The sequence below is a fragment of the Streptomyces sp. Root1310 genome (genome assembly GCF_001426425.1).
Classification (GTDB): Bacteria; Actinomycetota; Actinomycetes; order Streptomycetales; family Streptomycetaceae; genus Streptomyces.
Genome location: NZ_LMEQ01000001.1, coordinates 425,061 through 438,094, shown reverse-complemented (window position 1 = coordinate 438,094; position 13,034 = coordinate 425,061). Strand labels below are relative to the sequence as shown.

Sequence of the window (13,034 nt, the reverse complement as noted above, 5' to 3'; positions counted from 1 at the left end):
GACTGCTGACGGGCTGGTGGCGCTCTGCTGACGGGTCGGCGGCGGACCGCCGGGTCGGCCGGCTGCCCGCCGGCGACCGGGGGCGACCGACGACCGCCGGCGACCGACGACCGGCGGCGACACGGTCGGTCGGCCGGGCGTCGACGGTCGCCGCTCTCGCCGAACGCACCATGGCGCGGGTCCCCGTGGGGACACCGCGCCATGACGCTCCGTCAGGAGGGGCTGAACAGACGCTACTTGGCGTAGATCGCCTCGATCTCGCTCGCGTAGTCCCGCGCCACGACATTGCGCTTGAGCTTCAGCGACGGCGTGAGGTGGCCCGAGTCCTCCGTGAACTGGGCGGAGAGAATGCGGAACTTCCGCACCGATTCCGCCTTGGAGACCGCGGCGTTGCCGTCGTCGATCGCCGACTGGATGGCCGCCTGCAGGTCGGCGTCCCCGCGCAGCGACGCCGCGGTCGAACCCGCCGGCTTGCCGTGGTCGGAAGCCCAGCGGCCCAGGAACTCCTCGTCGATGGTGACCAGCGCGCCCACGAACGGCCGCCCGTCGCCCACCACCATGCACTCCGCCACCAGCGCGTGTGCCCGGATGCGGTCCTCGATCACGGCCGGGGCGACGTTCTTGCCGCCCGCGGTGACGATGATCTCCTTCTTGCGCCCGGTGATCCGGAGGTAGCCGTCCTCGTCGAGGGTGCCGATGTCACCGGTGTGGAACCAGCCGTCGGCCAGCGCCTCGGCGGTCGCGGCCGGGTTGTTCCAGTACTCCTTGAAGAGGTGCTCGCCGTGCAGCAGCACCTCCCCGTCGTCCGCGATCCGCACGACCGAGCCGGGCAGCGGCTGACCGACCGTGCCGATCTTCTGCCGGTCCCACGGGTTGAAGGCGGTGGCGGCGCAGGACTCCGTCAGGCCGTAGCCCTCCAGGACGGTGAAGCCGATGCCGCGGAAGAAGTGACCGAGCCGCTCGCCCAGCGGGGCGCCGCCGGAGATCGCGTACTCGCCCTTGCCGCCGAGGACCGCGCGCAGCTTGCTGTAGACGAGCCGGTCGAAGACCTTGTGCTTGATCCTCAGCTTCAGCGGCGGACCCGCCGGGAGTTCCAGCGCCTTGCTGTAGGCGATCGCGGTGTCGGCCGCCTTGTCGAAGATCGCGCCCTTGCCGTCCGCCTGCGCCTTGGCGCGCGCCGAGTTGTAGACCTTCTCGAAGACCCGCGGCACGCCCAGGATGAGCGTCGGGCGGAAGGCGGCCAGCTCGTCGGTGAGGTTCTTGATGTCCGGGACGGTGCCCAGCTTGATCGGCGCCATCATCGGGGCGATCTGCACCAGCCGGCCGAAGACGTGCGCGAGCGGGAGGAAGAGCAGCACGCTGCACTCACCCGTGCGGAACAGCGGCCGCAGCCGCTCCACGACGTTCCCGCACTCGGCGAAGAAGCTGCGGTGGGTCAGCACACAGCCCTTGGGCCGGCCCGTCGTACCGGACGTGTAGACGATGGTCGCCGGGTCGTCGGCCTTGGCCTGCGAGCTGCGCTCCTCGACGACCTCGTCGGAGACGTCCTTGCCGAGCCGCCCGAGCTCCTCGACACCCCCGGCGTCGATCTGCCAGACGTGCTTCAGCGCCGGCAGCGACTCGCGCACCGACTCCACGGCCGCCGTGTGGCCGTCCAGCTCGACGACGACGGCGGTCGCGCCCGAGTCGGAGAGGATCCACCGCACCTGCTCCGGGGAGCTGGTCTCGTACACCGGCACGGTGACCGCGCCCGCGCACCAGATCGCGAAGTCGAGCAGCGTCCACTCGTAGCGGGTGCGCGACATCAGGCCGACCCGGTCGCCGGGCTGGACGCCGGAAGCGATGAGACCCTTGGCGGCGGCGTGCACCTCGGCCAGGAAGGCCGTGGCCGTGACGTCCTGCCAGGCGCCGCCCACCTTGCGGGCGATGACGGCGACGTCGGGATGCTGCGCGGCGTTTCTGCGGACGATGTCGGTCAGATTGCCGTCCGCAGGGACCTCGTACAAAGCCGGAAGGCTGAACTCGCGCAAGACTGCTGCTCCTCATAGGGCGCCGGCGCCACGACGTTGTGTGCTGCGACGATGCGGTCCAAGGCTCGGGACTGTGCTCGGGACCTCGGTGGATCTCGATGGTTGAAATCCTGAGCACGACTGGACTGCCCGGACGTTACCCGTCGGTATGGCTTCTTCGACAGGGGGGTCCGGCGAGATGTTCGCTGCGTCACACAGATTGGTGTTTCCCGGCCGACAGTAGTCCACCGCTTTACTGACTGGCCAGTAACCGGTATCCCGATCGACACTGTTCACGTATGCCGCACACGCCTACCCTTGATCGTCATGGCATCCACACCGCCCGGAAACCGCCGGACACGCATCCACGTGGTCAGCGACGTGCACGGCAACGCGCGCGACCTGGCCCGGGCCGGAGAGGGCGCGGACGCACTGATCTGTCTGGGCGACCTGGTCCTGTTCCTGGACTACGCCGACCACTCCCGCGGGATCTTCCCCGACCTCTTCGGGGTGGAGAACGCCGACCTCATCGTCGAACTGCGCACCGCCCGCCGCTTCGAGGAGGCCCGTGAGCTCGGCGCCCGGCTGTGGGGCGGCATCGGCGGCGACCGGGCGGCGCTGATCGAGCAGGCGGTCCGCAAGCAGTACGCCGAGCTGTTCCCGGCGTTCCCGAGCCCGACGTACGCCACCTACGGCAATGTCGACATGCCGCGGCTGTGGCCGGAGTTCGCCGGGCCCGGCACGACCGTCCTGGACGGCGAGCGGGTGGAGATCGGCGGCCGGGTCTTCGGCTTCGTGGGCGGCGGCCTGAAGACCCCCATGCGCACGCCGTACGAGATCAGCGACGAGGAGTACGCGGCGAAGATCGAGGCCGTGGGCGAGGTGGACGTGCTGTGCACCCACATCCCGCCGGAGGTGCCGGAACTCGTCTACGACACCGTGGCCCGCCGCTTCGAGCGCGGCAGCTGGGCGCTCCTGGACGCCATCCGCCGCACCCGGCCGCGCTACGCGCTCTTCGGGCACGTCCACCAGCCGCTCGCCCGCCGGATGCGGGTCGGCGCGACCGAGTGCGTGAACGTGGGGCACTTCGCCGGCAGCGGGAAGCCATGGGCGCTGGAGTGGTGACCGGGCCGCGACCCGGCGCCGTCCGGACGGTGTCCTGACTCCGGGTGACGGCGGCAGGTCGGGCGCGCGGTAGCCTTCACGCTGCACACACGTGCGCGGCGGCTGGCGCGCGGTGTCCTCTTCTCTACCTTTACCGGCCCGCATCTGGAGGAGCCACAGCGATGGCGGAACACACCAGCTCGAGCATCACGATCGAGGCGGCACCGGCTGAGGTCATGGCGGTGATCGCCGACTTCGCCCGCTACCCGGACTGGACCGGAGAGGTGAAGCAGGCGGAGGTCCTCGGGACCGACGGGCAGGGCCGCGCCGAGCAGGTCCGCCTGGTCATGGACGCCGGCGCCATCAAGGACGACCAGGTCCTCGGCTACACCTGGACCGGTGAGCACGAGGTGTCCTGGACGCTGGTGAAGTCCCAGATGCTGCGCCAGCTCGACGGCTCCTACCTCCTCAAGCCGGCCGGCGCGGGCGCGACCGAGGTCACCTACCAGCTGACCGTGGACGTGAAGATCCCCATGCTCGGCATGATCAAGCGCAAGGCCGAGAAGGTCATCATCGACCGCGCGCTGGCCGGCCTGAAGAAGCGGGTGGAGTCGGGAGAGGCCGGCCTCGAGGCGCCCGAGAAGTAGCACCGGCCCCGGGCCCCGGCAGTCCGGGGGCCGGGGGCGGGGCGAGGAGGTCGGGGGGCTGCCCCGACCTCCGTTACGGTTCACCCTCATGCGCACCATCCTGATCACCGGCCCTGGCGGCAGCGGACGCACCACCGTGGCGGCCGCCACCGCACAGCGCGCGGCAGCGGAAGGCACCCGCACCCTCGTCCTCAGCGCCGACCGCACCGACACCCTCGGCGCGGCGCTCGGAGTGCGCACCGGGGCGAGCCCCGTCCCGGTCGCCCCGCGCCTCACCGCCTGGCGTCCCGACGCCACCGCCGGCTTCCGGGACGACCTCGCCGGCTTCCAGGACCGTGCCTCCACCGTCCTGGACCTGCTCGGCGCCTCCCGGCTCGACCCGGAGGAGGTCACCCCCCTCCCCGGCGCCGAGGAGCTGACCCTGCTGCGCGCGCTGCGGGACGCCGCCCTCGCCGACGGCGGTGAGCTGCACGAACTCCTCGTCGTCGACCTGCCGCCCGTCTCGCAGGCCCTCGCCCTGCTGGCCCTCCCGGAGGAGCTGCGCCGCTATCTGCGCCGTCTGCTCCCGCCGGAACGGCAGGCCGCCCGCGCCCTGCGCCCGATGCTCGGCCGTCTCGCCGGGGTGCCGATGCCCGCCGAGTGGCTGTACGAGACGACCGCCCGCTGGGACATGGAGCTGGCCGCCGTCGAGGCGGTCCTCGCCGACCCCGGCACCGCCGTACGCCTGGTCGCCGAGCCGGGACCGGCCGGCGCCGACGCCGTACGCGACGCCCGCCTCGGCCTCGCCCTGCGCGCCCTGCCCGTCGAGTCGCTCGTCGCCAACCGCGTCCTGCCGGAGCCCGCGGGCGACGACGGCCCGCTCGGCCGGCTCGTCACCCAGCAGCGCAAGGCCCTGGGGGAGTGGGGCGAGGCGGCCCGTCCCGTCGCGCACCTCGGGTACGACCCGCGCGGCGCCGACGATCTCGCCGCCCTCGCCGTGCCCACCGTCAACCCGGCTACCTCCCCGGTCGAGTGGCCCGTGGCCGACCGGCTCGCCGAGGACGGCGTGCTCGTCTGGCACCTCCCGCTCCCCGGCGCCATACGCGACGAGCTCGACCTCATCCGGCGCGGCGACGAACTAGTCGTCACCGCCGGACCGTTCCGTCGTATCGTCGCGCTGCCCTCCGTGCTGCGCCGCTGCACCGTCGACGGCGCCGCGCTGCGCGACGGCGAGCTGTGCGTGAGGTTCGCGCCGGATCCCGGGCTCTGGCCGCGCACCCACTGAACGACGTTCCGCCGTTCGGGTAACGTCGTAGGGACGAGCCGTCATCAGGCGTCGTCGACCAGGAGTCATCAGGAGTCCGCCATGAGCGAAGAGCGCCCCACGCCCGACGCCGCCGGGGAGCCCGACGGGTCGGGCTTCGACGAGCAGCCCCGTGCGACCGACGCCGACGCCTGGGCCACCGCCGCCGCCGAGGACCTGGCGGCCGAGAAGGCCCGCCGCCGCGCCCAGGACGACCGGGCGCCGGGCTCGGCCGCCGAGGAACTGCGCAAGCTCGTCGACGCCGTCGGCGACAAGCTGTCCTCGCTCCAGTCCCCGCTGCTCGGGGCGGTCGCCGGACCGGCCGCCCAGCAGGTGGTCCGCCAGGTCGTCGAGCAGGCCAGGGCCGCCGTGGAGCCCGTCATCGAGCGCAACCCGGACGTCTTCGACCACCTGGCGGCCGCCGGCAGCGAACTCCTCGCCGCCTACCGCTCCGCCGTCCAGACCCAGGAACAGCGCTGGACGGCGGGGTCGAGCGACCCCGGGAAGACCCCGCGCGATCAAGGCCGCGACGGTGACGACACCGGTCCCGGCCAGCGCATCGACTTGGACTGAAGCCCTCCGGGGGCAGGGCCTCGGGTACGGTTGGCCGTAGCGGGGCTCGACCGAAACTGAGGGATTCATGGGACTCACCATCGGCGTCGACATCGGCGGCACGAAGATCGCGGCCGGCGTGGTCGATGAGGAAGGCAACATCCTCTCGACCCACAAGGTGCCGACCCCGGGTACGCCCGAGGGCATCGTGGACGCCATCGCCTCCGCCGTCGAGGGCGCGCGCGCCGGGCACGACATCGTCGGTGTCGGCATCGGCGCCGCCGGCTATGTCAACCGCCAGCGCTCGACGGTCTACTTCGCGCCCAACATCGACTGGCGCCAGGAGCCGCTCAAGGACGAGGTCGAGGCCCGCGTCGGTCTCCCCGTCGTGGTGGAGAACGACGCCAACGCCGCGGCGTGGGGCGAGTACAAGTTCGGCGCGGGCAAGGGCCACCGCAACGTCATCTGCATCACTCTCGGCACCGGCCTCGGCGGCGGCATCATCATCGGCAACAAGCTGCGCCGCGGTCACTTCGGCGTCGCGGCCGAGTTCGGCCACATCCGCATGGTGCCGGACGGTCTGCTGTGCGGCTGCGGCTCGCAGGGCTGCTGGGAGCAGTACGCCTCCGGCCGTGCCCTCGTGCGCTACGCCAAGCAGCGCGCCAACGCGACCCCCGAGAACGCCGAGATCCTGCTGTCGCTGGGCGACGGCAACCCCGACGGCATCGAGGGCAAGCACATCTCCATGGCCGCCCGCCAGGGCGACCCGGTCGCGGTCGACTCCTACCGCGAGCTCGCCCGCTGGGCCGGCGCGGGTCTCGCCGACCTCGCCTCCCTCTTCGACCCGTCCGCCTTCATCGTCGGCGGCGGTCTCTCCGACGAGGGTGAGCTGGTCCTCGACCCGATCCGGAAGTCCTACAAGCGCTGGCTGGTCGGCGGCAACTGGCGCCCGGTGGCCGATGTCATCGCGGCCCAGCTGGGCAACAAGGCGGGCCTGGTGGGGGCGGCGGACCTGGCAAGAGAACCCGACCCGATCATGTAGTCGTACCGCGCAGTGCTGCATATCGCGTCAACACGGGGGCCGCTCGCGGCCCCCGTTCGCTTTTCCGGACGTAGGGGACGGAGCGGCGTATCTTGATCGCTATGCCGACGACCTCGCCGCTACCCAACTCCCGCACCGAGCCCGACGGTTCGGCCGTCATCCGGGTCCTCAGCTACAACATCCGCTCCCTGCGGGACGACACCGAGGCCCTGGCCCGGGTCATCACGGCCTGCGCCCCCGACCTGATCCTCGTCCAGGAGGCCCCCCGCTTCTTCCGCTGGCGCAAGAAGCTCGCCCGGCTCGCGGCCGCCTCCGGCCAGGTGATCCTCACCGGTGGCGGCACGGCGGCCGGTCCGGCCGTCCTGTGCTCGCTGCGGGCGACCGTCGAACGCACCGAGGACGTCCTGCTGCCGCTCACCCCCGGCGAGCACCGCCGGGGCCTCGCCACCGCCGTGGTCCGCTTCGGCGGTGCCCGCCTCGGCGTAGCCGGCTGCCACCTCGGTCTGACGGCCGCCGAGCGCTACGAGCAGGCGGGCATGCTGCTCGACCGTCTCGCCGGGATGGGCGTGGAGCACGCCGTCGCGGGCGGCGACATCAACGAGAGCCCGGGCGGCCGCACCTTCGGCCGTCTGGCCACCGCGCTCCAGGACTGCCGCGCCGCCGCGCCCTGGGGTGCCGCGGACACCTTCCCGTCCACCGGGCCGAACCGCCGCATCGACGGGATCTTCGTGACGAAGGGTGTGGAGGTGCTGGGCTGTGGGGTGCCGATCGGGCTTCCCGGTGTCACCGGGAGCGACTTGAGGGCGGCCACGGACCATCTTCCGGTCCTCGCCGCCCTCAGGATCCCCGCGGACAGGCCCTAGACGACCGCGCCCCGCCCCGGATCCCCGTCCTCCTCGTCGTCCGTGCGCATCCGCATCACCAGCGTGGCGAAGCCGCCGAGGAAGCCGCCGATGCCGACGGTGGACAGCCACCACGTCATCTCCCAGCCCAGCAGCACCGCGAGCAGGAGCAGCAACGGCCCGCCGATCACCCCGAGCCAGGCGAACTTGGCCGTGGTGTCGGCGGCGGGCAGCGGCGGCGGCTCCGGCGGGACGAAGTGACCCTCGTCGTCCCCGTCGAAGTCCTCCTCCGCGGCCTCGGGCGCCGTGTAGTCGCGCGGGCCCACCCCGGGAGCGAAGGCGATCGAGCCGCCCAGCGGCATGGCCGGTTCCTTCTCCTCGCCGGGCTCGTCGGCCGGGTCCCTGGTGGTGTCCTTCGCGGGTTCCTGGCCGGATTCCGCCCTGGATTCCGCGCCGGGCTCCGCCCCGGACTCCTCGTCGTTCGTCCCGACCTCGAGCAGCGCCAGGTCCTCGACCGACTTGAACGGCTTGGCGCCCGGCGGGTCCGCCGGCTCCTCGCCGTATCCCGCGACGATCGCCGCCCACGCGGCGGCCTCGTCGAAGGGCACGCTCTGCTCCTCCGACGCGCGGCCCTCCCGGCCCTCCGGGCCGTCCCGCTCGTCCCGGTTCTCCCGGTCCTCACGGTCGGAGTCGTGCTCAGCCACCTACGGCCGTCCCTTCCTTGCCGACACTGGGCGCGATCCGGGCGATGAACGCGTAGCTCTCCTCGAAGATCCGGTCCGCATCGTGGTCCAACGTTGCCACGTGGTAGCTCTGTTCCAGCAGGATCTCGGTCACGTCGGTCGACGACACCCGGCCGAGGACCCGGGCCGAGTCGGCGGCCGGTACGACATGGTCCTGGACGCTGTGCAGAAGCAGCAGCGGCTGGGTGACCTGCGGCAGTTCGCCGTCGATCATCCGCAGGAAGGTGCGCAGGGAGTGCGCCGAGTGCAGCGGCACCCGGTCGTACCCGCTCTCCAGCACGCCCCCCTTCGCGATGTCACTGGTGATCCCTTTCGTCGTCCGCACGAGATGGCGGGCCACCGGAAGGGCGTACGCGGACAGGCCGTGCACCCGGTTCGCCGGGTTGACGACGATGACGCCCTCCACCCCCTCCCCGTGCTTCGCGGCGAGCCGCAGGGCCAGCGCGCCGCCCATCGACAGGCCGGCCACGAACACCCGGGAGCACCGGTCGCGCAGGGCCCGCAGCTCGCGGTCCACCTCCGCGTACCAGTCCGGCCAGCCGGTCAGCGCCATGTCCTCCCAGCGCGTGCCGTGTCCCGGCAGCAGCGGCAGCGAGACGGTCAGGCCCTGCCCGGCCAGGTACCGCGCCCAGGGGCGCAGCGACTGCGGGGAACCGGTGAAGCCGTGACAGAGGAGCACCCCGACCTCTCCGCCTTCATGGCGGTACGGCTCGGCTCCAGGAAGGACCGGCACCTCGGTCTCCTGTCTTCGTCTGTTCTTCATGGGAGGGACGTGTCCTTCACCGTACGCGACCGCACTGACACCGACCAGGGTCGTCGGAGCCTTTGCGGCCACGCCGGGTTAAGGTCTGAGCGACACAAACAGGAGGCACTCGCTTGTTGTACGGCGCGATGAAGGTCGCTATCGGGGGACCGCTGAAGGTCGCCTTCAGGCCCTGGGTGGAAGGCCTCGAGAACATTCCCGCCGAGGGCCCCGCGATCCTGGCGAGCAACCACCTGTCCTTCTCGGACTCGTTCTTCCTGCCCGCGGTCCTCGACCGCAAGGTGACTTTCATCGCGAAGGCCGAGTACTTCACCACGCCCGGTGTGAAAGGCCGGCTGACGGCGGCCTTCTTCAAGGGCGTCGGACAGCTCCCGGTGGACCGCTCCGGCGGTCGCGGGGCCGGCGAGGCGGCGATCCGGAGCGGCGTGGAGGTGCTCGAGCGGGGCGAGCTGTTCGGCATCTACCCCGAGGGCACGCGGTCGCCGGACGGCCGGCTCTACCGCGGCAAGCCGGGCGGCCTCGCGCGCGTGGCGCTGGCCACCGGCGCGCCCGTGATCCCGGTCGCGATGATCGACACGGAGAAGATCCAGCCGCCCGGGAAGGTGCTGCCGAAGGTCTTGCGGCCCGGCATACGCATCGGCAGGCCGCTGGACTTCGCCCGGTACCAGGGCATGGATCACGACCGCTTCGTGCTGCGCGCCGTGACCGACGAGGTCATGTACGAGATCATGAAGCTCTCCGGCCAGGAGTACGTCGACATCTACGCGACCGCTGCCAAGCGGCAGATCACGGAGGCGGCGAAGGCCGAGAAGGAGGCGGAGAGGGCCGCGAAGGCGGCGCTCGCGCAGGCCGAGAAGGAACAGGCCGAGAAGGAACAGGCCGAGAAGGACAAAGAGCAGTAGTCCGGCGGCCGGTGGGCGGCAGTCGGTAGTCGGGGCCCGGGGGCGGGGGACGGATGGCCAGGCGCGAGAGAGTCATGAGGATGTCGGTCGAGCTGCCGCTGTGGCGTGCGCTCGCCGGTTACCGGGTGCTCACCATGCTGTACGCGGTGGGTTTCTTCGCCACCGCCTACGACGGGTTCGCCCGGCCCTGGGTGGCCGTCGGCTACTACTGCGTCCTGTTCGTCTGGACCGTGGCCACCCTGCCCAAGGTCGCGAGCGCGGCGAGCTGCACCAAGCGCTTCCTCGCCGCCGACCTCACCATCGCGCTCACCGGCATCCTGCTCACCACCGTGGCCGACGCCCACGAGCGCATCCAGTCGGGCGGCCCGACGCTGCCGTCGATATGGACCGCCGGCTCCGTCCTGGCGTTCGCCATCAAGGGCGGCTGGCGCTGGGCGGCCTTCGCGTCCACGGCTGTCGCGGTCGCCAACCTGGTCGAGCGCGGTACTCCGGCCCGCGACACCATCCACAACGTGATCCTCGTCTGGGTCGCCTCCATCGCCATCGGCTACGTCGTCGAGGTCGCCCGCGCCTCCGAACGCACCCTGGCCCGCGCGCTGGAGATCGAGGCCGCGACCAGGGAGCGGGAGCGGCTCGCCCGGGACATCCACGACGGCGTGCTCCAGGTACTGGCCATGGTGCAGCGGCGCGGCGCGGTGCTCGGCGGTGAGGCGGCCGAACTGGGGCGGATGGCCGGGGAGCAGGAGGTCGCGCTGCGCACCCTGGTCGCCGGTGGCCTGGTACCCGTCTCGCGGGTGTCGCAGGACGCGGCCGAGGGTGCCGTCGTGCGGGTGGTGGAGGAGCAGCCGGTGGAGCAGACCGGCCCGGTCGACCTGCGCCCGCTGCTCGCCCCCTTCGCCGCCGCCCGCGTCAACCTCGCCGAGCCGGGCGCCCCGGTGCTGCTGCCCGCGCCCGCCGCGAAGGAGCTGGCCGCGGCGGTCGGGGCGGCCCTGGACAACGTACGCAGACACGCCGGAGAGGACGCCCGGGCCTGGATCCTGGTGGAGGACGAGCCCGACGAGGTGATCATCACCGTGCGGGACGACGGGCCCGGCATTCCCGAGGGGCGGCTCGCGCAGGCCGAGGGCGAGGGGCGGCTCGGGGTCGCCCAGTCGATCCGGGGCCGGCTGCGTGACCTCGGCGGCAGCGCCGAGCTGATCTCCACCCCGGGGCAGGGCACGGAGGTCGAACTGACGGTGCCGAAGGAGAAGAACATGCGACGGGGGAAGGCGGAACAGCGATGAGCGGTCAGCAGGATCCGATCAGGGTCATGGTGGTCGACGACCACCCCATGTGGCGCGACGCCGTCGCCCGGGACCTCGCCGAGGCCGGCCTCGACGTGGTCGCCACCGCGGGCGACGGAGAGCAGGCCGTGCGCCGGGCCAGGGCCACCACGCCCGATGTGCTGGTGCTGGACCTGAACCTGCCGGCCAAGCCCGGCGTCCAGGTCTGCAAGGAGGTCGTCGCCGCGAACCCGGCCCTGCGGGTCCTGGTGCTGTCGGCGAGCGGTGAGCACGCCGACGTGCTGGAGGCGGTGAAGTCCGGCGCGACCGGCTACCTGCTGAAGTCGGCGTCGACGGAGGAACTGCTGGACGCGGTGCGCCGCACGGCCGTCGGCGACCCGGTGTTCACCCCGGGCCTGGCCGGGCTGGTCCTCGGTGAGTACCGCCGGCTGGCCTCGGACCCCGGCCCCGCAGCGGGCGGCGGCGACGAACCGAACGCGCCCCGGCTGACCGACCGGGAGACCGAGGTGCTGCGGCTGGTGGCCAAGGGCCTGAGCTACAAGCAGATCGCCGAACGCCTCGTCATCTCCCACCGCACGGTCCAGAACCACGTCCAGAACACCCTCGGCAAGCTCCAGCTCCACAACCGGGTGGAGCTGGTCCGGTACGCGATAGAGCGCGGTCTCGACGACGAGTGACGACGGCCGCTCACGGTGGCGGCCAATTCCCCGGAGATTCACCGGAATTGAATCCGCCGAGGCATATCTGTGTGACCTGGATCACCATTACCGTGACCTTCGTCGGCCAACCGCGGCGAAGGGACACTTCCATGCGCGTCGGAGTACTGACCGGGGGCGGGGACTGCCCCGGCCTCAACGCCGTCATCCGGGCGGTCGTCCGCAAGGGCGTCCAGGAGTACGGCCATGAGTTCGTCGGATTCCGTGACGGCTGGCGGGGCCCCCTGGAAGGGAGGTCGATCCGCCTCGACATCCCCGCCGTGCGCGGCATCCTGCCCCGCGGCGGCACGATCCTCGGCTCCTCGCGGACCAACCCCCTCAAGGAGGAGGACGGCATCCGCCGGATCAAGGACACCCTCGCCCGGCAGAAGGTGGGGGCCCTCATCACCATCGGCGGCGAGGACACCCTCGGCGTGGCGGCCCGGCTCTCCGACGAGTACGAGGTGCCCTGCGTGGGCGTCCCGAAGACCATAGACAACGACCTGTCCGCCACCGACTACACCTTCGGCTTCGACACCGCCGTGGGCATCGCCACCGAGGCCATCGACCGGCTGCACACCACCGCCGAGTCCCATATGCGCGTTCTCGTCGTCGAGGTGATGGGCCGTCACGCCGGATGGATCGCCCTGCACTCGGGCCTGGCCGGCGGGGCCAACGTCATCCTCATCCCCGAGCAGCGCTTCGACATCGAGCAGGTCTGCGCCTGGGTGACCTCCCGCTTCCGGGCGTCGTACGCCCCGATCGTGGTCGTCGCGGAGGGCGCGATGCCCAGGGACGGCGACGCCGTGCTGAAGGACGGGTCGCTGGACTCCTTCGGGCACGTCCGGCTGTCCGGCGTCGGCGAGTGGCTCGCCAAGGAGATCGAACGGCGGACCGGGAAGGAGTCCCGCACCACGGTCCTCGGTCACGTCCAGCGCGGCGGCACGCCGAGCGCCTTCGACCGCTGGCTCGCCACCCGCTTCGGCCTGCACGCCATCGACGCCGTCCACGAGGGCGACTTCGGCACGATGGTCGCCCTGCGCGGTACGGACATCGTCCGCGTCCCGATCGCCGAGGCCACCGCGAGACTGAAGACGGTGGACCCGGAGCTGTACACGGAGGTCGGCGTGTTCTTCGGCTGAGGCGCCGCCGGCCGGCCGTTACCGACCC

At 72.1% G+C, this 13,034-nt stretch carries 13 protein-coding genes; 10 read left to right on the top strand and 3 right to left on the bottom strand.

Features of this window, described 5'->3' with window-relative positions; genetic code table 11:
* Positions 1–233 precede the first annotated feature (233 nt).
* Positions 234–2,030 carry an AMP-dependent synthetase/ligase gene (locus ASD48_RS02010; RefSeq protein ID WP_057599587.1) on the bottom strand — a complete coding sequence of 599 codons (1,797 nt, stop codon included), beginning with the start codon at positions 2,028–2,030 and terminating at the stop codon, positions 234–236.
* A 348-nt stretch (positions 2,031–2,378) separates the two neighbouring features.
* Here ASD48_RS02010 and ASD48_RS02005 point away from each other — a divergent pair, with 348 nt between their 5' ends.
* From ASD48_RS02005 to ASD48_RS01980, 6 genes are all read left to right on the top strand, one after another.
* On the top strand, positions 2,379–3,134 hold the full coding sequence (locus tag ASD48_RS02005; RefSeq protein ID WP_057599586.1) for a metallophosphoesterase: 756 nt from the start codon (positions 2,379–2,381) through the stop codon (positions 3,132–3,134).
* Positions 3,135–3,295: 161 nt separating this feature from the next.
* On the top strand, positions 3,296–3,760 hold the full coding sequence (locus tag ASD48_RS02000; protein ID WP_057599585.1) for an SRPBCC family protein: 465 nt from the start codon (positions 3,296–3,298) through the stop codon (positions 3,758–3,760).
* 88 nt (positions 3,761–3,848) lie between these two features.
* Positions 3,849–5,024: an ArsA-related P-loop ATPase gene (locus tag ASD48_RS01995; protein ID WP_057599584.1), complete on the top strand. Its 1,176-nt coding sequence runs from the start codon at positions 3,849–3,851 to the stop codon at positions 5,022–5,024.
* A gap of 81 nt (positions 5,025–5,105) precedes the next feature.
* The gene (locus tag ASD48_RS01990) at positions 5,106–5,615 is read left to right on the top strand and encodes a DUF5304 domain-containing protein (RefSeq protein WP_057599583.1); all 510 of its coding nucleotides are present in this window, start codon (positions 5,106–5,108) and stop codon (positions 5,613–5,615) included.
* Between the two features lie 67 nt (positions 5,616–5,682).
* A complete protein-coding gene (locus tag ASD48_RS01985; RefSeq protein WP_020129975.1) occupies positions 5,683–6,636 on the top strand; it encodes an ROK family glucokinase in 954 nt (317 codons plus the stop codon).
* Positions 6,637–6,737: 101 nt separating this feature from the next.
* Positions 6,738–7,499, top strand: a complete 762-nt coding sequence (locus ASD48_RS01980; protein WP_057599582.1) for an endonuclease/exonuclease/phosphatase family protein — start codon at positions 6,738–6,740, stop codon at positions 7,497–7,499.
* On the opposite strand, the gene ASD48_RS01975 is transcribed toward ASD48_RS01980, so the two are convergent.
* Both ASD48_RS01975 and ASD48_RS01970 read right to left on the bottom strand, forming a co-directional pair.
* Positions 7,496–8,182 carry a hypothetical protein gene (locus ASD48_RS01975; protein WP_057599581.1) on the bottom strand — a complete coding sequence of 229 codons (687 nt, stop codon included), beginning with the start codon at positions 8,180–8,182 and terminating at the stop codon, positions 7,496–7,498. The genes ASD48_RS01980 and ASD48_RS01975 overlap by 4 nt on opposite strands.
* Complete coding sequence (locus tag ASD48_RS01970; RefSeq protein WP_057600953.1) at positions 8,175–8,954, bottom strand: alpha/beta fold hydrolase; 780 nt, start codon at positions 8,952–8,954, stop codon at positions 8,175–8,177. The genes ASD48_RS01975 and ASD48_RS01970 overlap by 8 nt, the downstream gene beginning before the upstream one ends.
* Before the next feature lie 158 nt (positions 8,955–9,112).
* Here ASD48_RS01970 and ASD48_RS01965 point away from each other — a divergent pair, with 158 nt between their 5' ends.
* The 4 genes from ASD48_RS01965 to ASD48_RS01950 all read left to right on the top strand — a co-directional run bounded on the left by ASD48_RS01965 (position 9,113) and on the right by ASD48_RS01950 (position 13,006).
* Positions 9,113–9,886: a lysophospholipid acyltransferase family protein gene (locus tag ASD48_RS01965; protein WP_057600952.1), complete on the top strand. Its 774-nt coding sequence runs from the start codon at positions 9,113–9,115 to the stop codon at positions 9,884–9,886.
* A gap of 53 nt (positions 9,887–9,939) precedes the next feature.
* Complete coding sequence (locus ASD48_RS01960; RefSeq protein ID WP_057599580.1) at positions 9,940–11,169, top strand: DUF5931 domain-containing protein; 1,230 nt, start codon at positions 9,940–9,942, stop codon at positions 11,167–11,169.
* Positions 11,166–11,846, top strand: a complete 681-nt coding sequence (locus tag ASD48_RS01955) for a response regulator transcription factor (protein WP_057599579.1) — start codon at positions 11,166–11,168, stop codon at positions 11,844–11,846. Before ASD48_RS01960 ends, ASD48_RS01955 begins: the two co-directional genes overlap by 4 nt.
* 131 nt (positions 11,847–11,977) lie before the next feature.
* Complete coding sequence (locus tag ASD48_RS01950) at positions 11,978–13,006, top strand: 6-phosphofructokinase (protein ID WP_057599578.1); 1,029 nt, start codon at positions 11,978–11,980, stop codon at positions 13,004–13,006.
* Positions 13,007–13,034 lie beyond the last annotated feature (28 nt).